Source organism: uncultured Odoribacter sp. (assembly GCF_937966165.1).
Classification (GTDB): domain Bacteria; phylum Bacteroidota; class Bacteroidia; order Bacteroidales; family Marinifilaceae; genus Culturomica.
The window spans coordinates 200,161-221,538 of record NZ_CALCLB010000017.1; the positions used below are offsets into that span (position 1 = coordinate 200,161).

The window sequence follows — 21,378 nt, forward strand, 5'->3', positions numbered from 1 at the left end:
TTTTGTATTTCTGATTAATGATTATCTTTATCCAGCAAAATACAGTTATCCATTATGTATATTGACACGCATTCTCATTTGTATGTAGAAGAATTTGCCGCAGACCGGGAGCAGGTGATTCAAAGGGCGAGGGAAGCTCGTGTAGAAAAAATTATTTTACCTGATATAGATAGTCAGACACGTTTCCAAATGCTGGAACTTTGTGACGCCTATCCGGACTTATTATTTCCGTTAATTGGCTTACACCCGACTTCCGTCAATGCTGATTATAAAAAGGAACTCCATGAACTGGAACACCAACTCGGTTTGAGGAAATATTACGGAATCGGAGAATGCGGAATCGACCTTTATTGGGACAAGACTTATTTTAAAGAACAGGTAAAAGTTTTTGAATACCAAATGGGTATAGCCCGGGAATTAAATCTGCCGATTATTATACATGCGCGGGAATCTTTAGAAGAAATCTTTTCTTCCTTAAAAAAATACCCTTATATCACCGGTATATTCCATTGCTTTTCGGGAAATACCGAACAAGCTAAACAGGCAATAGACATGGGATTTTTATTGGGTATAGGCGGAGTTGTCACTTTCAAAAACACCCAGTTGGATAAAGTCCTTTTAGCAAATGGTCTTTCTTCCATCGTTCTGGAAACGGATTCTCCTTATCTGTCTCCGGTACCTTACCGGGGGAAAAGGAATGAAAGCAGTTATATTCCGTTAATTGCTCAAAAAATTGCTGATATCTTAAAAGAAGACCTTAAAAAAATAGAAAAAATTACAACGCAAAATGCAATGAATTTATTTACTTTGCACACGGAAATTGTATAAATGCAAAAGCAGTTGTCAACATGAATAAATCCGTCTTGATTATCTATACGGGGGGGACGATCGGAATGATTAACAATCCGGAAACGGGGGCGTTATGTCCGTTCAATTTCGAGCAGATTGCAAACGAAGTACCTGAAATTAAAGAATTTGGATTTGATATCGACAGCTATACTTTACCCGAATTAATCGACTCTTCTGATGTAAAGCCGGAAGTATGGGCCCTATTGTGCCAGATTATTTTAGACAATTACGAAAAATACTGCGGTTTTGTCGTTTTACACGGTACGGATACGATGGCATACTCGGCTTCTGCCTTGAGTTTTATGTTATCCAACCTCACGAAGCCGGTTGTATTTACAGGTTCCCAACTACCGATCGGGACAATCCGTACAGACGGGCGGGAAAATCTGATAGCGGCTCTGGAAATTGCAGCTGCCTATATAGAGGATAAAGCCATTGTACCGGAAGTGAGTATCTTATTCGGAGCAAAACTATTCCGGGGAAATCGTACGACCAAAATCAATGCCGAAAGTTTTGACGCCTTTCAGTCGTTTAATTATCCGCCATTAGCAGAAATCGGTATACATATTCATTACAACTACGGCGCAATCGATTATTCTCCCCGTATGGAGAACGTTTCAGCTTTTACTCATCTGGACACTCATATCGCCATATTAAAAATATTCCCGGGCATTCGTCCGGAATTAATTGAATCTGTCATTCAGACACCGGGATTAAAAGGATTGATTCTGGAAACTTATGGTTCAGGGAATGCCCCTACAGACGCTGTGTTTCTGAAAAAAATTCAGGAAGCCTGTAAAAAAGGGATTATTATCTATAACGTCACCCAATGCCAGGGCGGAACCGTCGAAATGGGACGCTATGAAACCAGTACAGCACTTATAAATGCCGGGGTGACAAGCGGATATGATATTACGACAGAGGCTGCCGTATGTAAAATGATGTATGTATTAGGACAACAGCAAGACGCTAACGAAACAAAAAAAAGTTTAAATTCGGCCTTAAAAGGAGAAATAACTGTAAATCGTATTGGATTTTAACATTTTTTTTGTACCTTGGCCCGTCGTTTGGAGTGCAGTTGTTGGATACAAAGGATTGCAAATAGATATAGAAATATATAGAGTTAAATTTTAATTATTTATAAACTAAAAATCAGTTAAAGAGATCATGAGAAAATTATTTGCACTAATAGCAGTTTTAGGAATGCTTACTATTGGAGCATCAACAATGCTAATGGCTCAGGAATCAACAGAACCTGAAACACAAACAGAAGAAACAACAACTACCCCTCAAACGACGACATTGGATGAAGACGTTGTTGAAAGTACTTCAATGCATGCCGCTATCAAACAGAAATTCATCGAAGGTGGTGCCGGATTTATGGCAGCAGTAGTACTTTGTTTAATTTTCGGTTTGGCTGTCGCTATTGAAAGAGTTATTTATTTGAACCTTTCTGATACCAATACCAAAAAATTGGTAAATGGTGTAGAAGAAGCTTTGAATAACGGAGGTATTGAAGCAGCTAAAGAATATTGCCGCAATGCACGCGGACCGGTTGCCAGTATTTTCTATCAGGGATTAATGCGTTATGACCAGGGAGTAGACATGGTTGAAAAATCAGTTGTATCTTATGGATCAGTACAAATGGGTCTTTTGGAAAAAGGATTGACTTGGATTTCACTGTTTATTGCTATCGCCCCGATGTTAGGATTCTTGGGTACAGTAATCGGTATGATCGCGGCTTTTGATAACATTCAGGCTGCAGGAGATATGAGTCCGGCTTTGGTTGCAGGAGGTATTAAAGTGGCTTTGATCACGACCGTAGGTGGTTTGATCGTTGCTATGATCCTTCAGGTATTCTTCAACTACTGTAATTCAAAAATCGAAGGCATTGTAAATAATATGGAAGATGCTTCAGTTAGTTTGTTGGATATCTTAGTAAAATACAATCAAAAAAATAAATAATCAACCATGACCGAGAAGATATTAAAAATTATCACCATTGTAATGTTCGCCATTACCCTTGTGATATTGGGTATGTTCATGTTCGGGGGAGATGTACCTGATCAGATATATCCAACACCGATATATACGGGAGCATTACTTAATTGGGCATATGTATTGTTTGTTATTGCAATAATAGCAGCAATTATATTCCCGATCACAAGGTTATTTACAAGACCTAAACAAGCCATGAAGAGCTTTATAGGCTTGGTTGCCCTTGCTGTAGTTATACTCTTTGCTTATTTGTTAGCTGATGGTACTCCGATGCAAATCGTAGGTTATACAGGTCCGGATAATGTTCCGTCACGTCTGATTTTCTCTGATACCATCATTTATACAATGTATTTCTTGTTCGCAGGAGCCATAATTGCTATTTTAGCAACTGAACTTCTGAGAAAATTCAGGTAATCATATCCCCTGGAGGGAATAGATAAAAACGAATAATATGGCAAAAAAAACACCAGAAATTAATGCTACTTCAACTGCCGATATTGCGTTCTTGTTGCTTGTATTCTTCTTGGCTACAACGACAATGAATGTGGATTCCGGTATGTTCCGGAGATTACCGCCATATCAGCCCAGCAATACCGAAGCTCCGAAAATTGCAAAGAGAAATATCCTGCAAATTTTGGTAAACCGGAACAATCAGCTGGCGATCAACGGTGAACTAGCTGATGTTTCTACGCTGAAAGAGAGAACTGTGGAATTTATACTGAATCCGACAAACGATGAAAATTTACCGGAAAAAATGGTAAAAGATATCGATTTGCTGGGGAATGTAGAAGTATCCAAAGGTATCGTTTCTCTACAAAGTGATAAAGGAACATCCTATGAAATGTATATTGCTGTTCAGGACCAATTGGCAGCAGCATACAATGACGTAAGAGACCGGAAATCCGTGAGCAAATGGGGCAAAAAATATTCAGCTCTGACATCTGATCAACAGGATGCCATTAAAAACTGGATTCCCATGTCAATATCAGAAGCAGAACCTAAAAACATAGGAGGTAAAAAATAATGGCAAAATTTAAAAAAGACGGTAAAAAAGAAACACCGGCAATTTCAACAGCGTCATTACCTGATATTGTGTTCATGTTATTGTTCTTCTTTATGGTTAGTACAACCATGCGTGAAGTAACACTTATGATTCAGAATAATCTGCCTCAGGCAACACAAATTGCCAAACTGGAAAAGAAATCGTTGGTAAGTAATATTTATGTAGGAAAACCAACATTCCAATACCAGAAGGCTTATGGAACGGAACCCCGTATCCAGCTGAATGATAAATTCGCAACATTAGAAGACGTTGGAGCTTTCGTAGCTGCTGAACGCGAAGCCCGGAAAGAAGAAGACCGGAACAGCATTACGAATAACCTAAAAGTTCAGTCTGAAACCACAATGGGTATCGTTACTGATATTAAACAGGAATTACGTAAAGCTAATTCTTTGAGAATCAACTATGGTGCCAGACAAAAGGTCACCAATCGTTAATAACGGAAAAAAAGGGGATCTAAAATCCCCTTTTTTCTTGTAAAATTATTATTTTTGCAATCGTAATGGTTCCGTAGTTCAATGGATAGAATGAAGGATTCCGGTTCCTTTGATTGGGGTTCGAGTCCCCACGGGATCACAAAGGGAGTTAAAAATCAACAAGTTAGGATTTTTACTCCCTTTTTTACTCCCCCCACTTTTTGTCTCACTTTTATATATTTTTAACTTTTACAATAGTGATTTTTTCCTCCTAAACCAAGATTATTGGCAGAAATAAAGAAGATTCTATCAAACTATGAGAGGAAAACCATTACAAAAACGAGAAGATATTAAACAGGTCCGAATCCGTCATTTAATGGCTCAGGAAACAAAATCAAATCATCATTTGGTGTTTCCATCTCCTGAGCTTTATTTTCAGGCTTAAAATGGCTTAAATCAAGTTTTCCCGTATTATTACTTTTGTTTTCCACTAGTGTTTGCTGTCTATCCTTTTTAGGGTCGCAGCTAATCAGTATGGAAAGAAGGATAAAAATTAGATTTATTGTTTTCATGATTATTACTTATTTATCGAGGAAATAAGCCATTACGATTTTGTTACCATGTCGGGTAATCAAAAGCTCATCCGGCAGGTTAATCAATAGGTAGAAGCCCCGGTTTGTTTCTTCCATTAATTGCTCTGGATTGTTGAAATCAGGCAAATTCATAATATCAATCCCTTCTCCTTCTTCTTCTATCATCACTGAGAGTTTTTCTTTGTCTTTAACGGCATTTAGATAGATTCTTCTGCTTAAATTCGCTCTATTTCCGAATAAGATAGAATTTGTTACTGCTTCAATAACCGGAAGAGTTATTCGGGCTTGTAGATGTTCCGGTATTTCAAATGCGGTCATTACATATTCAATAAACTTTTCTGCTTCCGTAATATTATCCGGTAGTGATACGATTGTAGTGTTTAATTCATTCATCTTTGTTTTCTTATAACGGTTTTGTCTGTAATTATTTCATAGATTTTTATCATTTCCTCGGAATCGTTTAAATCCGGTAGTCTATATTCGTGAAGGTGAAAAATCGGAAAAGGTTCTGCTTTAAGTCTGGCATTCCTGCAATAGAGGGTGGTAGCCAGGATTAATTGAAAGCTATAAAATAACTGGCTAAAACGGATCGTATTAAGAATGCTGTCCAATGGAGCATTGTCATGACCATAAAGCCGGATAATGTATAGGAAAATAAGTACCTGAACACTATTGGTTTCATATTTAGGATTTTCTGTAAAGTCAGGAATAGACCAGAATTTTAATAAGTGATTAGGTATATCGCTTGTTAGAATATTCGGATTATTGTAGATATAATCCATACTAACCATAAGCATTTTGTAATCCCCTTCTTTTAGCTTTTTTTCCATAATTATAATTGTATTAATCTTAACATTTTCTAAAAATAAAACATCTCTCTTTTTCTCACGTTTCTATTTATCGCCCATAGACGTTTAAACACTGCATCAAAATTACCTTACTTGCACAAAATTAGATTTTTAAATGTCAATAGTTGATATAGAACAATATGTGATTGACCGGGTGAGAGCTAAAAGGCTTGAACTCAACTGGACGCAGGAAGATTTATCTGCTGCAACAGGTCTTTCACAAGGTTTTATAGGTGACGTAGAATCAGGTAAGCGAGGTAAAAAGTATAATTTGAGGCATATCAATATCTTTTCAAAAGCCTTTAAAATTTCACCGAAAGAATTACTCCCTGATGAGCCATTTTGAATAGGAATTGATTGATTGTATTTTCTTTTCATAATCAGAACGTGGAATATATTGCAGAAACTAATCGCCTAAAGGCTCTGCAACAAGCCCGTCCAACAAATAGTACAACAATAATTCCACGTATAAAACATGAAACTAAGTGTCTATCTCGTTGGACTTTAGGAATGTTGCAGATTCTTAGGTCAAGATTTCCATTTAGTTACTAAACCATTTTAATAATCTATTAGAATGGTTTTTTCATGATATTTTCTTTTCTCTCTTTTATTTCAATTTTAGATATTTCTATATTTTGCAAATATAGGATAACTAAAAACTACTTGCAAGCTATTTAATAAATACTAAAATATTTTTTGGATTAATCCCGTTATTTTTCTCCCTTCTGAAATCCCCTGAAACTCTTATATATGAGAAGGAATAAGATATTAGAATTATCAGATATTCGGAATAGTGCCATTCTATTCTAAATTCCTTTTTTCGTCAGGAAAGAAGGGAAATATCTGATTACAAAAGAGAGCTTTAGGCTCTCTTTATTTTTCTCCCTTTCAAAGCCTTATATATGTAGAGATAACAAATTAAAAATCAATCAAATAAAGAAAGGAGAAAATTATGAAAACAGTAAAAAATTTACTTACAGTATTGCATTTATTATCAGCAATATTCACAGTTTATGAATGTACCGACAAATTCATTCAGAACAGAAAAGTGAAAAACGAAAAAATGAAAACAGAAGACAATCAGGCATGACAAAATACGAAAAAACGGAAACATGTCTGATTTTAGGGTTTGAGGTTCTCTTATGTATATTAAAGAACTTCAAAAAACTACGCTCGGTTCTCCATAAAAAGGTATCGAGAGTAAAAAAAGAGTAATAATTTAAAAACTAAGGAATTATGAAAAATAACAAAAAACAGAATACAGAACTACCGGAAAACACAACAGAGGTAGCCGTATCAGAAAAAACAGAAAATAATAATATCGAGGAAGCTGTAATAATCGGGGAACAAACGGAAACACCGAATTTACCGTTTCTGGAATCCAACACAAACGAAGCGACTTTGGAACACTTAAAGAAGGATTGTATCATTCCGGTGTTTGCCAAAGATAACGAGCTGACGATATCGCATCAGGAATTTATCGAGGCGGTATATGATGCAGCCAATGACTTTTACAAAGGCGAAGGTATCGAAATGCCCTCAATCCGGGTGTCCCATATCATAAAAGGCAGAATACCGGAGGCTATTCATAAAAGGACGGAAGAGCTTTTGCCTTCGGATAAAACAATGTATTATTCCCGGATGGCTTTCAATATTCAGGTTTCTACAATCCGGGAAAACCTATTCGGAGACAATCTTACGCTCTCCATTTCAGGGTGTAGAAGCTATGAAAAGGATAACTTAGGAGGAAAGCTCACAGCTCAGAAATTTTCTTTGGCTGTAGGGTTCCTGAATAAAGTATGCAGCAATCAATGCCTGACGACCAACGGATATAAGGAGGAAATAAAAGCCTCCAATACATCCGCCTTGTATCAGTCAGCACTGGAATTATTCGACCAGTATAACGTTGCCAAGCATATCCACCTTATGCAATCGTTCGGTGAAGCCTATCTTTCGGAACACCAGTTTTGCCAAATACTGGGACGGATGAGACTATATAATTATCTGAGCTTAGAAGATCAGAGAGCTTTACCGAGGCTTTTGATTACGGATTCTCAGATTAATAGCGTAGCTAAACACTACCTATGTGATGAAAACTTTGCCGGAGAGAGGAATCAGGGAATTTCAATGTGGAAGTTTTACAACCTCATTACCGGAGCAAACAAAAATTCTTATATAGATTCGTTTCTGGCAAGGAGTGCCAATGCAACCAAAACCTGTGAAGGAATTACAAAAGCCCTGACAGAAGAAGATAAGGAGTATGGTTGGTTTCTTGAATGAACGTATCTAAACGACAGAATCCGAAAAGGGTATCACAAAAATGTGGTATCCTTTTTTTATTACAAATCAAAATCTAAGCTATGTATATATTATCAACAGTAGTAAAAGCTATAATTACCAGAGAGACAATATATAGTACATGCAGAATATTGCATGACAGTAAAAGGAAAGTTAATAAATCAAATGTCATTAAAGAGCTTAAGGATATAGTACAAGACAAAGGAAGTGTCGGAATAGAGTATATCTATGACCGTGATATGGAGAATTTAGAATATGACGGATTAGAGGAAGATGTAAAGAGGATATGCAGGGAATTAGGTATTAATTAAAATTTTAAGGAAATGGAAAATTTGACAGAAAGTAAAGAATACAAAATAGCTAAGGAATTAGAAATGATTTTGAACGATTATAGTTTTAATGCCAAAAAGTTTGTAGCAGCAATACCAACGATGCACCCTACCCTCCAGCAAAGCCTATTCCGGTTATTGAAGGAGTGTATCATTTTCATGGCAGACGAAAAGAACAGATATATAGACGGGAGAAACCGAATTTCCTATGAGTGTTCCAAGAAACTTGCCGGGATATTAAAGGAAACAGGTGTACCGATGATTTGATTCTTATGTATCTGGAATGTACTTGTTCTGATATATCCATAGATGAATGGAATCAGAAAATGAAAAAGACAAAGCCGTTGAGTTATATATGGCTGAAAAGACAAATCAAGAGAAATTTACCGGAATTATACGATTCATTATGTCTGGATTTTTATAATCCCTGGGAAAAGCAAACAAGGCAGAATAAGGATTACTATATTCTCGTACATTCTGCAACGGAGTATTTTATAAGGAAAAAGTAAAATGAGAAATTCAGAAAAATATCAAAATGGGAAAGAATACAAATATCAAAAACAGGAAAACCATAATTTGTATCAGATGTGGCAAAGAATTAAAAGACGGATTCTATAATTCGCCTGAAGGGATATTTTGCCCCTCCTGCTGGGAGGAGAAACCACAAGAAGAAAGAGAGCGACTTTATAACGATGCTATAAAAAATATAGCTGGGTTTATAAAAGGAAAATAAAGATAGTTGTAAGGACACTTTCATTTTTTGGAAGTGTCTTTGTCTTAAAAAAAGGAATGTATTCAAAATAATCTGTAGAGGATATTTGAATACAGCTTTTTATGGTAACAAAATAATCAAAGAAAAATATGGAAACAAAAGCTGTGATTTATGCCCGTGTGAGTTCAAACAGTGACAGACAGGACACAACTAGGCAAATAGAGGATCTGAAAAAATATGCCGATTCTCAAAATATCAAAATCGTAAAAATCTTCGAGGAGAAAATATCAGGAGCTAAGAAAATAGAAGAAAGACAGATTTTAAGTGATTGTCTGGACTATTGTAAAGATGAATCTGTCAATTTCCTGCTTCTTTCAGAATTATCAAGATTAGGAAGATCGACATTACAGGTATTACGAAGTCTGGAAATACTTCACAATTCTAAAGTATCGGTTTATATTCAAAATCTGGGTTTATATACTTTACAACCCAATGGAGAACCTAATCCAATGGCTTCAATTCTCGTTACTGTCATGGCTGAAATGGCTAACATTGAGAGAAACAATATTCAATACCGCCTGAATAGTGGAAGGGAAAATTATATCAGGAATGGTGGCAAACTTGGCAGACCTAAAGGAAGCCTGAAAACAACCGAAAAGAAGAAACAAGAATACAAGGACACAATAACTTTACTCAAAAAAGGCTATTCGATAAGGAATGTAGCTAAACTTCAAGGAGTAAGTGTTTCTACTGTATTGAGAATAAAAGAAGAGTTCATAAATCAGAATTTTTAGAGAAAAGGGGATGTTTCCCTTTTTCTTTTTCCTTCCTCAAAGGGATAAAAGCCTTATATTTGAAGAAACAATATTTTCACATTTAAGAGCGTCATATTGAAAGAAAAACGTAATTTTGTAATTGTTAGGATAAGCGATTATTCTGACAGACATAAGAAAGCGTTTTTTGCTTTATCCTGAAAAACGAAATCGCCAATTTCAACTTTTTTAGGGGGATAAGGACAATATATGACGCTCATTTTCTGTTTGTATAGGTACGAACAGCTTTTTTGCTGTATCGCTATACTTTCAGGCGTGAGAATATTGTTTCTTTATTCATTCCTAAAAGGCGTTTGGCGATGCCTGTTTTTCAATGAATGGCAGACAAGTCTCACGCCTTCTTTTCTTTATTAAAAACAGCCTGATTCGGAGACTTACAGGGTAAAAATAGCAAACTATGAAAACAGTAATCTATTATTGTCTGGCATTATTGCTTTGTATTGTTGTATGTAATAATGCAGAAGCTAAAATAAAAAAGTATCCTAACGGAGATGTGTATGAAGGAGAAATGAGGAAAGGAAAACCTCATGGTGAAGGAAAGATGATTTATGTGAGTGGAGATATATATGAAGGTACATGGGTCAATGGATTCTATAAACAAGGGAAAAAAAGTTATGTTGACGGTAATATATATGAAGGGGAATGGCTAGACGGATATTATAAAAAAGGAAAAATGAGTTATGCTAATGGAGATATCTATGAAGGGGAATGGCAACTAGGAAAACCAGAAGGAAAAGGAAAAATGTCTTATAGTAATGGAAATACATGTGAGGGTAATTGGTACAAAGGAGAATTATCTTATGGGAAAATGATTTATGCAAATGGAGATATATATGAAGGGGCATTTAGTATAGGAATACCAAATGGCATAGGGAAAATGACTTATGCAAATGGGGGATTTTGTGAAGGAGAATGGAAGATGAACCAATTTTATTCAGGAAAAATTAATATTCATTATGAAAATGGAGACCTATATGAAGGCATGTGTAAACGAGGGAAAATAGAAGGTGAAGGTATAATGACTTATGCTAATGGAAAAACAGAGAAACTTAAATATAAAAATGGTAAGATTTTAAATAAAAAAATAACAATACATCCTGATAATGATAATATTTCTGAATTTACTGGAATAAACTATGAAGATGAAACAATGGATGGCAGTATAAAATATAAAAATTATAAGACGTTGTATGATTACAACGGAAAAATGGTGGGAAACTATGAACGTCATGGACAAGGTATACTTCATTTTAATGACAATAACAAAATATCTACCATTGAAGGATTGTGGCAACATGATTCATTGGTCTCGGGCTCAGGTAAATTCATAATACAAAGAGATACTTTAGAAGTAACTAAAAAAGCAAACCAACCTATTAGAATCTTTGATAAAGTTTTTAATGATAATATGGTAGTCCATGATAGTAATTATAGTAACATGGATGAATTATATAAATACATAAAAAAGCAAAAGGAAGGTATGCGGAAAATTACAGTAAAAAAACCGGGTACAATATTATCTTATCTCGATATAGAAGAACTTTCAAGTATTAAGCATTTGACAATCACAGGCTTTTTATATGAAACTGATTTGGCAGTAATTAATCAATGTACAGCTTTAAGCTACTTAGACCTTTCACATACTTTTATAACGGATTCTCCTCAAGCAAAACAAGAAAAGGAGAATGAAGCAAAAGCACTTTTAGGTTTTGTAAAATTATTAGGTGTAGCTGCCGACCTAACTTATGGTGACGGAAATTTATCTAATAGTGATTATATTATGATGAAAGCACTTGCCAAACTAGGAGAGTATGCCGAAAATAGCGAACCAGTGAAGCAGGCTAACGAAAACTGTTTTATACCAAAAGCCGCTTTTAAAAATATGCAATTTTTAAAAACAGTGAAGTTACCACTTTCTGCTATTGAAATAAAAGAAGATGCTTTTTACGAATGTGAAAATCTGGAAAATATACAATTACCACCTTATTTAAAATCTATAAATGAACAGGCTTTTGCTTATTGTAAAAGTCTTAAAAATATAGAATTTCCCTCTACTCTTTCAATGCTAAAGCAATCGGCTTTTCGGGGATGTGATTCTATAGAAAGAATTGATTTGAGTAAAAATACATTTAGTGAGTTTAAGCCTTCTTTTAATGGAACGACTTTAAAAGAAATGAGATTATACAAGAATGTATATTCTTCCTATGAATACTATACAAACTGTGTTGTATATTTCCCCTCTTCATTAGAATATATTGGGGGCAAAGTATATAATTGTGAATTGCATTTTAGTTCTTCAATTCCTCCTAAAATACAATATCTTAGACCCGATGATATTATAAAAGGCAATAAAATATATATACCTAAAGGTAGTTTAACAGGCTATTTTACAACCTTTGGAAAACAAAATACCTATATAGAAGAATAAAAAATAGATTAATAATAATTACCATTAGAACGTATCGTTTAAATCCGGTACGTTCTTTTTTGTCCTTCCTAAATCGCAAAAACGCCATTCAAACGCCATTGAGAGCCTCATATCTGAAAGTAAAAAATATGCTTGCTAATCTTATTTATTCTTTTTTTGGAGGATTTCAAGGAGATTCTTCAAAACCTTCTGTTGCTTGTCAGGAGGATAACCCAAAAACAAGCGAAAACAAATATAGAGACGATATAGAAGCCCTCCGAGAAAAATACGGGGAATTAACAACTGGGCTCTCTATTGAAATTCAGTTATCAGAACTCCTTAGTATTATTCCCAGAGAGCGAAAAAGAATAGACGCTTATAAATCTCTGATATCCTACCTGAAAGAAAAACATGGAGTGAACCTTATTATTAAATCACGAAAGACCAAATGAAAATCCTTAGAAAAAAAGATTATGACGGAGATTGTTGTGTTTTTGGCAGCCAACTCCTTATAAAATCCAACGGAGAGACGGAAGAAAAATTACCCCAAATGCCATTGAGCGACATTTGTATGCTATTGGACTATGAGGTTGAAAGAGTAAAGAAAGACTATGCCCCTATCCACTCCTCCTATGATTATGAAATTATTAAACTTATGTTGGATGCTTCTATGGCAACCGGGCTTTACTATCAGCAATGTGAGATTGCCTCCTTTGATTCAGCTCTTTATTACAGTATTTATTACGATACTGATAAACTAAAATTAAAGGATACAAACCATATTCCAGTTTCTTTAGCTGCTTTGCTGTCTTTTTTACCGGAGAAAAGGATGCTGAATCTTATCGGGTTGGAAATGAAAGTATATACCGATGAAAACGGAGAGCCTTCCATTAGCGTTACGGACTTTCTGGAGTATTATGAAAAAGGGCTGCTACAGAAGACAGGACAGGAATGTGATGTAAAGATGCAACGGAAGGATGATTGTGTAAGCATCCTGATTAAACGGGAATTAACCAATAAAACGAAAAACGATGAATAAATTTATAGTAAACGGTCAAGAATACACCACAGACCAACCGAAACAAGAAATTGAGGGGAATGTTCAGGGGCTTTTAGATTTACAATATGGGGCGGGAAATATTATTTTTGAATACGATCTGATAAATGACAAGGAGGTAAAACTCTCTTTCAAAAGGGATATCGTATATGGCATCATAGGGGATTTTCTGACTTCCATAGATTGCAGTATGATAACTGGCTGCGATTTAAGTGCTTTTGAAGTAGACTATCTCGGAGACAATCAGCCTTTGGTTCACTGTTTCCCTTTTAATAATTCACGGGGAGAAGGTCATTGGTACATTTCTACCGATGAACTGGCTTATGTATATAGGGAAGAATTAAAAGCCTTGTTAAATCAGAAAACAAAGCAGGTAAAGGTTTCAGCAAATGATACAATCGTCACAGTCAATATAAAATTCAGGTAGCTCATAGGGTTACCTTCTTTTTTCCGTTTTCCCCAAGTCTCCATTTCTTTTTTACCGGTATGGCATTGTTATACCTTCCTCCTATCCTCAACGAGTGCTAACGCTAATTCAAGGCTTCGCCTCTCATTAAAACTCGTTTCGTCTTAGGGTAAATTTGAAAATACCCCCTTGATTGTCAATTGTAGTTTTCATAGGAAATTGACAGTTTCGGAGAAACTGGATAAACCTATGGATTTCTCAATTGTAGTGATAAGGGGGGAAAACAGAAAATAAGATACAGCTTCAATTCTATCCTTCAATTGAAACAATTAGGTATCTCTTTTGTATTTATCTGACAAAAGGAATTTTTAATTGTAAGATATGAAGGAAAATTCATGAAGCTGGTGAAAAGGGGAAAATAAGGATATTCCATTTTTCAAAAAATTCCAATTATCAATCCTTTTCATCAATCTAAACAAGGATAATGCCAAAGGCAAGGAGGAAGTATCTTTCAGATACTCCCTCGTTAATGACAAATCTATGAATGTATTTTCTCTGGATAAATGATAAACTTTACTCTCCATTTTTTAACCCTTATAATAACTATACCGGAAACAAAAAAATGGAGACTTATTTTATGGCTTCTTTTTTCCCTTTCTGTTGACCTGTATATTCAGGATAATTCCAAAGTGTCTATCTAAAAATCTGATTAATGGTTTAAACGTTTTGGTCTCTTTCTTTTGGTTTGTTTTCCCTAATCTTCTGTATATTTCATCGAGTGTAATATCTAATGTAAATTTGGAATGAGAAACAATAGCTTTTTCCAAATCCGGATTATAGGTAATTAATTTTTCAATCGGACTTACATACATTTTACTGTATTTCTCCACTTCACTCTGCCATACCGGGACAGATTGTTTTCTGGAAGGGATATTGAGCTTATTCTGATTCAGGTAGTCTTTTAAAGCGGTTATAAAATAAGCCTGAAAGTCGGAGGAATAACAGACTGTATAGGTTTTCCCTTTATGGTTCCTTATTCCAATCCTCAAAATTAACTGAACCATATACCAGAATTTATATTCATCCTGTGTAGTCTGGCTGTTATAGGCTTCCCTGAACTTGGCTGAAACGGAAGGGGGTAAATCCCAATTGCCACAAAGGATAATATTCCCGTAATCCCTGTATTCATTCGTTGACTTGGTATCTGCTGCCCCGTAATAGGTGACAGAAAATGAATCTCCCCGTAATCCTCCTTTTTTCAATTTTTCTTCTAACCTGTTTACCCATTCGGATTTGTTGTTTGTATCATTCAGATCGTCGTCTTTAAAATCCTTCCAAATCACAATAAGGGTTTTTCCTGATAAGGAGGTACAAAGGCTTTTTACCTTAAAGACAAAATCATTATACTCTTTGTCTGAGGGTTTATTTTTCCTGCTCAGTTTAAAATCGAAATCTTTAAACAATACCGTATCTTTATATTTCCGGGGTATATCCAGCAGTTTAAATTTCGGGGAAGAACCCAGTAAAACATCCCCCACACCTTCATAAATCAGTACATGGGTTGCCATATTGGGAACAATCAAGTGAGACGGATAGAATTGTATATCAAATCTCTTATCCTTCTCCCTTATCCATTCGGAGTAATGGACAGGAATCAGATTAAATACAGTTTTCCTTTTCATCTGGTCGGCTTTACTGTCCCCGTCACAGAACCCTAAAACACCGCCTTTGATAAATTTATCGTAATACCTTTCTATTTCATCAATAGGCTTACATTGGTACTCTCCTTTAATCTCATTGGAGAATATGCCTACTATTTCTCTGGGAATGGAAACAAAAGGTTTCAGGAATAACGGGGTTTCGTCAAATATCAGGTATTCTCTCAGGTTCTTTTGTGTCATTAGATTTTGGAAATTCCCGTCAAAAGGAGGAATGCCGGGATTAGGGTTATTGGGTTCATAGGTAACAAAAAGATGAATCAGGTCTGTCAGGAACCGGACGTGTGTTATAATGAGAATCCGGCACTTTACAATTAATTCCGGGTTATTCCTGTATCTGTCCTTATCCGAAAAATCACATCCTGAGTGAAGCATCAGAATATCGTCCTTCTCTAATTTTTGTCTGTTTAATTTTTTCCCGGTTAGATTCTTATTCAGCCAGTCATACATCTTATTGCATTCTGCTATGGTATCGACACAATAGAGAATGCCTTTATCCCATTTTTGCCGGATAAGTGATTTTATAGATTCTGTTTTTCCCACACCACACCCGGAAGCTATAACATACCCGCCCAGTTGGTCTTCGACAGTGAGAGTACCATTAGGAAAAGGTATGTCAAAACCTTTTCCTGTTGTATGGCACTGGATTTCTATTCGTTCCCGGATTATACCCAAACATTGATTAATAAATTCTACGAGGTTACACATATTCTCAAAAGTTATATTTCTTCGTTCTCGGCAAAGTGTCTGTAATCACAATATCGGCATCCTGAGCGTTTCCCTTATACCGTTGTAGGGCGAACCATAAATGAAGGTCATGGACGATTACAATTTTCTGGTCTATATCTGTATCGGTAAGGGAAATCAGTGTCCCGTTTTCATCGACCGCCAACCACCCCTTCGCTAAAAAATCTTTCCCCGATACGGCTGTCAGGGGTTCTGAGAGACTAACACAATGAAGGTTACAAACCAAAGTATTGACATAGCCCATATCTATACTGATTTTTTGGGGTAGGCAAATTTTTCCTCCCTGATTTATAAAATCTGATAGTTTTACTTTTTTCATAATACATAGAATTTAAATTCCCTGTTGGCTGTCACTCAGGGAATTTAGGTTATGAGGACTTCTTAACAAAGAGCATTTTTTATTTCTTCAAATGGGTCTTTGCGATTTTTTTTCTTAGAAATACTTCCTGGCTCCTTCTTTGAAATTGCCTCTGTTTTTGTCTTATACTTTTCGGTGGCATCATGTACTGCATTAGTCCATTTTGCTTTACCTTCTGATGTGTTCCATTCTTTAAGAAACTGATTATAAGCGGAAGCGAATGCTTGTTTCTTATCCTGAATGGATTTCTTACTTTCAATTTCTAACAACGTAGAATTTTCCACTCCTGTATAAAACGTTATAAGATTCTTCACACATTCTGATTTCTTTTCGTCAAGAGCTTCCATGTAGATACTTATAAAATTATCTATTGCTGCGCTATTCTTTAATAACTCCGGATGATCTCTAAAGCCAATTAAAAAAGAATCCAAAATTCTTTTACCACGTTCAAACTGTTCCTTTGTTCCCTTTAGTTTTGGTGATTTTTTACCGTTCAAGCAATTTGTAACATCCGCTTTTTTATAAACATCACTTAAATGGAAAATCTTAAAACATGTTCTGAATCCCATTTTATATTTATGGTGACAGTCATTTGCACAGAATAAAATACGAGTATCTTCATCTGACTTATTTTCAAGGACAACTTGGGCTACTTCTCTGTAATTCCAACCGAGCTGGTTTACATTGCCTTTTTTAATGTAATCAGAGATTTTCATACCCTCTGGGATTTCAGCAAATTTAATGTAAGCATCGAGCTCAATATCTTTATTTTCATTCATTAACATCATGATTGCATAGGCTCTATGCTGACCGTTTCCAATTCCCACCGTTTTTTGAACATCTTCGTCCTCAGATTTTATGGTTTTACCCATAGCATCCTGTAAAAGTATTTTTTCCTCTAATATTTTTTCCGCCGGAATGACTTCAATAGGATAAAGCATTGTTTTATCTTGTTTTAAAGATTCTGCTAACTCTTTTACATGGGTTTTTATAATCTTTCTGTTGATTTCAGGCATAAATGCTAACTTTAGTACCTTAATCGCTTTCTGAAAAAGCACTCTGCCTCCTTCTTTCAAAGTTTTCCAGATTTCTTCAAATTCTCCTTCCTTGGTTTCGTCCAGAGATGGTTCATCGCTTTCCCCAATAACTGATTCGACTTGACTAATCACTGTTTCAGGCAATTCTGAAACAGAGACTACATTTTCTTCTATTCCTGTGTTTTTTTCTTTCATAATTTCAAATTTTTGTGAATAACAGCACTCTGAAACAATATCGGCCGCCTAATATTTCAAAGGCTGTTATTCTGGTTAATAAATGCTTACTTGTTTTTCATCAGCTCCAACGCTAATTCAACATCGACAATGATAACACGACCGTCCTGAGAAATTGCCTTATCCAGTCTCCCACTGCTTTTAATCCTCTGAGCGGTTGCTATACTACATCCCAAGACTTTTGCCAGCTCCTTTATACCATAGGCAAACCTCCTGTCAGCTCGGTGCGTCTTGTTCGATTCATTACTGGTAGAAGAAGTGATAATTTCTTCCAATACTTTAGCGACATCCCCAACGGTCGCTTGAAAAAGTGGTTTTTCTTTTATCTCGTTCATTATAGGTACAAATCAGGGATTCGAGTAGTGAAGCTTCAAAACCTCTCGTTCTGATTTCGGGGACAATATTAACCCATATATCTGATACATAAAACTTTACCAACAAACCACCAACTTTACTTCAACAAAATCCCAACCGCATCCCAACCAATAAAAAAGGATGTATCGTAATGATACATCCTTTATAACAGCCGTTTATATTTTAAATATTATTCTAAAAAATCTTTTTCATTTCCATGATTAAATTTTTAAAATACTCATACGTGTCATTTTTATATTCTTCCTTCTCCCGATATTTATTTTCAATCCGTTTAAAACTTGAAGCTAATCCCTTACTACTTATCTCGTTAAAAATATTTTTATTATCTGACGAAACAGCTTTACTTTCACGGACAAAAGTTTCTGCTGTTCTTTCCCATGTTCCACTTTTTATATCTTCGCTAATGGGACATAACAAACCAATAAAACAAGCCAAATCCTGTAAACCTCCCAACCACTCTATTTTTTCAAAATTATCATAATCCTTTGGTTTTTCACCTGTCAGAAAAAAAGCAAAACGTATAATATCACTAGCATCTGATATATACTTCTGGTCAAGTAAACTTTGAAACAAAAATTCTATTTGTTTTTTGTTCAAATCCAAATGTAAACTTCTTTTTTCACTAAGTTTATCCTTCTCTTCATTATAATATTCAGGTAAAATTATGGTAGGAACTTGTATTTGTTCATGGTTTTTTATACATATTATCCAATCCTTTGCATTTCCATTTTCTCTCATAAACTCATTATACAATTCTTGTAACTCCCATGAATATGGGGATTCCTTCAATAATGTAATAATACTATTTTGAACTTTGAAGGGCATATTATTATTTAAGAAATAAAATATAGCATAATATAAAGAATATATGATTTTTTGCAACCATCTAACTTTTTCTTCTTCAGATTTTTTCTTTAATTCTTCTAGCTCATTAGTTTTCTTTCTCTGGTATTCATCAAATATGCTAATTATGTGTGGTGCGATAAGTTCAAGGTCTTCAATACTCTGTTTAATAGAAAGATTTGCTAAATACTGTTGAATTTTCTGAATAGGTCCTCTAGTAAGTTTCCATTCATATATAATAACTTTCAATTTTATTAGGTTATCTCCATTGATAGTCTTAATAAAAAGAGTATAATCTCTATTTTTCAAGGCTTCTTTTAATTTTAAAAATTTTCTCCTTCCTAACAAAGGAGCTAAAAAAAGAATCCCTTCTCTTTCTCCTAATTCACATAAAATTTCCCAACAATCTTCCTCTGATATTTTACCTTCTATAAAATTAAGCATAAGTAACTCTGTTTGCGACCTAGGGGAAAGACAGCTCCCCTTTTCACTTTCCAAAAATTTCCAACTTATATCTTTCAAAGAAATATCTTTCAAATTTTGAAAAACAGCTTTCAATAATTCTAATCTACCTTTTATGTCAGCTTCTTTCATAATATTTTCTATTTTTAATAAAACAAAGATATAAAAAACGACATCTGATTTCTCAAATGCCGTTCTAAAATTATTTTTAAGCTGTCTGTTTCAAGATTTTCAACGCCTTTGCTATTTCTTCCGGCTTCATCTTATTTAGTAACTCCGCTATTTCGGTTTTATTTTGCTGATTATTCCATTTATTCATTTGTTCTTCTTTGGTTTCATCCGACACCTCTATATAAGGTTTCATTGAATCATAATCACTATGTCCGGTGTATGACATTACTACCGTAGGCGGAATACCCATTGCAAGGGAACAGCAAATAAAAGTTCGTCTGGCATCATGACAGCTAATTTGCTCATAAAATTTCTTTACTTCCTCGTGCCGTTCAGTACCAATGAAATAAATGTCTAATACCTCCCTATCCAATCCTGCCATTTCAGCAGCCTCTTTTAAATAATCGTTCAACTTCTGATTAGACGGTACAGGGAATAACATATCGCCCTCATAATTTGCATATTTATCAAGTATTCTTTGGGCGTGTTCGTTAATATCAATATAAATCTTTTCATTCGTTTTCTCGGTACAAACTTCAATTTTGCCATTCGATATATGTACACGTCTCAAAGCTACCAAATCACTGTGCCGAAGGGAAGTTGCAGCCATAAAACAGAACATATCACGAGCCTTATCTAAATAATTTTTAGTAGGGGGAAATACAAAAGACTCAAAATGCAGTAATTCCTTAAACTTCAAAAATGTAACGGTTTTCTTTACCACAGTAAGATTCGTTTTATACCGTAACACTTCTTTCTTAATCGGATAATAGTTTGTGTCTATCCACCTCAGAAATGCCTTTAAATTAACAAAATGTCTGTTTGTTGTCCGATTACGGTATTCATTTTTAACATACCATTCTTTTAATTCTATCATTTTTTCTTTATCCAACGCATTTATAGCAATATCAGGGTGACAGCTATTCAGATTATTCCAAGCTTGTTCATATTTGTAATGTACCTTCTCCGTCCAATTTTTTTCTATTGAAGTAATCTTAATAAACTCCTCGAACAAATCTTTAAATGTTTTCTCTTTCTCAACCTCCACCCGTTTAACCCGTCCTAATTTTGTATTTACACGTTCCTTCAACCAATTATTATCAGGCATAACTTCTTTTAAACCCGCCTCTGTAAATGCGTCCCCTATATATCCTAAAAAATTAATAATCCGGTTATTTATATCACGGGCTACAAATACTCTATTCCCTATAGTATGGGTTGTATTATTTTTGGCTCTCTGGTCTTCACTATTCCATTTGTCAGAATCAGCATAACAACCGACAGAGAAAGCGACTTCATTCTTTTTACGATTCCAACGAACACGAATCATCACTTGTCCGTTATCTTCAACAAATACTCTTGTATTATACTTAATTTCCTGCATTATGACCTCCTTTTTTAATGTTTCGGAAGACAAATATATATACAAAATTTGGGGGGAGTAACACCTTTTCCTTACTCCCCCTGTATACGATTGTTCATTAATTTTTATGACAGTATTTTATAAAAACACAGTCATAATTGATTGAATATTAGATAAATAATATAAAACTACAAATCAAGAATTATCAAAAGCAAAGTCCCCACGGAATCACAGAGCAAAACGCTAAATAAGTATAAATCACTT

General features: G+C 34.9%; 25 protein-coding genes and 1 tRNA gene. 17 read left to right on the forward strand and 9 right to left on the reverse strand.

Annotation, left to right across the window (positions count from 1 at the left end; translation table 11 throughout):
- The first annotated feature begins 54 nt into the window (after nucleotides 1-54).
- From Q0465_RS08825 to Q0465_RS08855, 7 genes are all read left to right on the forward strand, one after another.
- Nucleotides 55-828 (forward strand): TatD family hydrolase, encoded by a 774-nt coding sequence (locus Q0465_RS08825; RefSeq protein WP_298615208.1) that lies wholly within the window; start codon nucleotides 55-57, stop codon nucleotides 826-828.
- Between the two features lie 20 nt (nucleotides 829-848).
- Nucleotides 849-1,889, forward strand: a complete 1,041-nt coding sequence (locus tag Q0465_RS08830; RefSeq protein WP_298615211.1) for an asparaginase — start codon at nucleotides 849-851, stop codon at nucleotides 1,887-1,889.
- A 127-nt stretch (nucleotides 1,890-2,016) separates the two neighbouring features.
- On the forward strand, nucleotides 2,017-2,814 hold the full coding sequence (locus Q0465_RS08835) for a MotA/TolQ/ExbB proton channel family protein (RefSeq protein ID WP_298615213.1): 798 nt from the start codon (nucleotides 2,017-2,019) through the stop codon (nucleotides 2,812-2,814).
- Nucleotides 2,815-2,820: 6 nt separating this feature from the next.
- Nucleotides 2,821-3,261 carry a hypothetical protein gene (locus Q0465_RS08840; RefSeq protein WP_298615216.1) on the forward strand — a complete coding sequence of 147 codons (441 nt, stop codon included), beginning with the start codon at nucleotides 2,821-2,823 and terminating at the stop codon, nucleotides 3,259-3,261.
- A 37-nt stretch (nucleotides 3,262-3,298) separates the two neighbouring features.
- Complete coding sequence (locus tag Q0465_RS08845) at nucleotides 3,299-3,871, forward strand: biopolymer transporter ExbD (RefSeq protein ID WP_298615218.1); 573 nt, start codon at nucleotides 3,299-3,301, stop codon at nucleotides 3,869-3,871.
- Nucleotides 3,871-4,344: a biopolymer transporter ExbD gene (locus Q0465_RS08850; protein WP_298615220.1), complete on the forward strand. Its 474-nt coding sequence runs from the start codon at nucleotides 3,871-3,873 to the stop codon at nucleotides 4,342-4,344. Before Q0465_RS08845 ends, Q0465_RS08850 begins: the two co-directional genes overlap by 1 nt.
- Before the next feature lie 67 nt (nucleotides 4,345-4,411).
- A tRNA-Arg gene (locus Q0465_RS08855) sits at nucleotides 4,412-4,483 on the forward strand.
- Between the two features lie 190 nt (nucleotides 4,484-4,673).
- Here Q0465_RS08855 and Q0465_RS08860 read toward each other — a convergent pair.
- The 3 genes from Q0465_RS08860 to Q0465_RS08870 are packed head-to-tail and all read right to left on the reverse strand — an operon-like array spanning nucleotide 4,674 to nucleotide 5,746.
- Nucleotides 4,674-4,895, reverse strand: coding sequence for a hypothetical protein (locus Q0465_RS08860; RefSeq protein WP_298615222.1), 222 nt, complete (start codon nucleotides 4,893-4,895; stop codon nucleotides 4,674-4,676).
- A gap of 9 nt (nucleotides 4,896-4,904) precedes the next feature.
- Nucleotides 4,905-5,309, reverse strand: a complete 405-nt coding sequence (locus tag Q0465_RS08865) for an ATP-binding protein (protein ID WP_298615224.1) — start codon at nucleotides 5,307-5,309, stop codon at nucleotides 4,905-4,907.
- Nucleotides 5,306-5,746, reverse strand: a complete 441-nt coding sequence (locus tag Q0465_RS08870) for a hypothetical protein (RefSeq protein ID WP_298615227.1) — start codon at nucleotides 5,744-5,746, stop codon at nucleotides 5,306-5,308. Before Q0465_RS08870 ends, Q0465_RS08865 begins: the two co-directional genes overlap by 4 nt.
- A gap of 133 nt (nucleotides 5,747-5,879) precedes the next feature.
- Here Q0465_RS08870 and Q0465_RS08875 point away from each other — a divergent pair, with 133 nt between their 5' ends.
- The 10 genes from Q0465_RS08875 to Q0465_RS08920 all read left to right on the forward strand — a co-directional run bounded on the left by Q0465_RS08875 (nucleotide 5,880) and on the right by Q0465_RS08920 (nucleotide 13,827).
- Nucleotides 5,880-6,110 (forward strand): helix-turn-helix domain-containing protein, encoded by a 231-nt coding sequence (locus Q0465_RS08875; RefSeq protein WP_298615230.1) that lies wholly within the window; start codon nucleotides 5,880-5,882, stop codon nucleotides 6,108-6,110.
- 890 nt (nucleotides 6,111-7,000) lie between these two features.
- On the forward strand, nucleotides 7,001-8,044 hold the full coding sequence (locus Q0465_RS08880) for a DUF3871 family protein (RefSeq protein WP_298615232.1): 1,044 nt from the start codon (nucleotides 7,001-7,003) through the stop codon (nucleotides 8,042-8,044).
- Nucleotides 8,045-8,124: 80 nt separating this feature from the next.
- Nucleotides 8,125-8,373 (forward strand): hypothetical protein, encoded by a 249-nt coding sequence (locus Q0465_RS08885; RefSeq protein WP_298615234.1) that lies wholly within the window; start codon nucleotides 8,125-8,127, stop codon nucleotides 8,371-8,373.
- A 12-nt stretch (nucleotides 8,374-8,385) separates the two neighbouring features.
- Complete coding sequence (locus tag Q0465_RS08890) at nucleotides 8,386-8,658, forward strand: hypothetical protein (protein ID WP_298615236.1); 273 nt, start codon at nucleotides 8,386-8,388, stop codon at nucleotides 8,656-8,658.
- A 268-nt stretch (nucleotides 8,659-8,926) separates the two neighbouring features.
- Nucleotides 8,927-9,124, forward strand: coding sequence for a hypothetical protein (locus Q0465_RS08895; RefSeq protein WP_298615237.1), 198 nt, complete (start codon nucleotides 8,927-8,929; stop codon nucleotides 9,122-9,124).
- A 128-nt stretch (nucleotides 9,125-9,252) separates the two neighbouring features.
- On the forward strand, nucleotides 9,253-9,897 hold the full coding sequence (locus Q0465_RS08900) for a recombinase family protein (protein ID WP_298615239.1): 645 nt from the start codon (nucleotides 9,253-9,255) through the stop codon (nucleotides 9,895-9,897).
- A 436-nt stretch (nucleotides 9,898-10,333) separates the two neighbouring features.
- Nucleotides 10,334-12,364, forward strand: a complete 2,031-nt coding sequence (locus Q0465_RS08905) for a leucine-rich repeat protein (RefSeq protein ID WP_298615241.1) — start codon at nucleotides 10,334-10,336, stop codon at nucleotides 12,362-12,364.
- Nucleotides 12,365-12,492: 128 nt separating this feature from the next.
- On the forward strand, nucleotides 12,493-12,795 hold the full coding sequence (locus Q0465_RS08910) for a hypothetical protein (RefSeq protein ID WP_298615243.1): 303 nt from the start codon (nucleotides 12,493-12,495) through the stop codon (nucleotides 12,793-12,795).
- Nucleotides 12,792-13,382: a hypothetical protein gene (locus Q0465_RS08915; RefSeq protein WP_298615245.1), complete on the forward strand. Its 591-nt coding sequence runs from the start codon at nucleotides 12,792-12,794 to the stop codon at nucleotides 13,380-13,382. Before Q0465_RS08910 ends, Q0465_RS08915 begins: the two co-directional genes overlap by 4 nt.
- Nucleotides 13,375-13,827: a hypothetical protein gene (locus Q0465_RS08920; RefSeq protein ID WP_298615247.1), complete on the forward strand. Its 453-nt coding sequence runs from the start codon at nucleotides 13,375-13,377 to the stop codon at nucleotides 13,825-13,827. Before Q0465_RS08915 ends, Q0465_RS08920 begins: the two co-directional genes overlap by 8 nt.
- A gap of 614 nt (nucleotides 13,828-14,441) precedes the next feature.
- Here Q0465_RS08920 and Q0465_RS08925 read toward each other — a convergent pair.
- The 6 genes from Q0465_RS08925 to Q0465_RS08950 form a co-directional block, all read right to left on the reverse strand.
- Entirely contained in the window at nucleotides 14,442-16,232 is a 1,791-nt protein-coding gene (locus tag Q0465_RS08925; RefSeq protein ID WP_298615248.1) for a hypothetical protein, read from the reverse strand.
- 4 nt (nucleotides 16,233-16,236) lie between these two features.
- A complete protein-coding gene (locus Q0465_RS08930; protein ID WP_298615250.1) occupies nucleotides 16,237-16,590 on the reverse strand; it encodes a hypothetical protein in 354 nt (117 codons plus the stop codon).
- 62 nt (nucleotides 16,591-16,652) lie between these two features.
- Nucleotides 16,653-17,861, reverse strand: coding sequence for a hypothetical protein (locus Q0465_RS08935; RefSeq protein ID WP_298615253.1), 1,209 nt, complete (start codon nucleotides 17,859-17,861; stop codon nucleotides 16,653-16,655).
- A gap of 86 nt (nucleotides 17,862-17,947) precedes the next feature.
- The gene (locus tag Q0465_RS08940) at nucleotides 17,948-18,235 is read right to left on the reverse strand and encodes a DUF3853 family protein (protein WP_298615256.1); all 288 of its coding nucleotides are present in this window, start codon (nucleotides 18,233-18,235) and stop codon (nucleotides 17,948-17,950) included.
- A 214-nt stretch (nucleotides 18,236-18,449) separates the two neighbouring features.
- Complete coding sequence (locus tag Q0465_RS08945) at nucleotides 18,450-19,712, reverse strand: hypothetical protein (protein ID WP_298615258.1); 1,263 nt, start codon at nucleotides 19,710-19,712, stop codon at nucleotides 18,450-18,452.
- 76 nt (nucleotides 19,713-19,788) lie between these two features.
- The gene (locus Q0465_RS08950) at nucleotides 19,789-21,135 is read right to left on the reverse strand and encodes a site-specific integrase (protein ID WP_298615259.1); all 1,347 of its coding nucleotides are present in this window, start codon (nucleotides 21,133-21,135) and stop codon (nucleotides 19,789-19,791) included.
- Nucleotides 21,136-21,378: the final 243 nt, after the last annotated feature.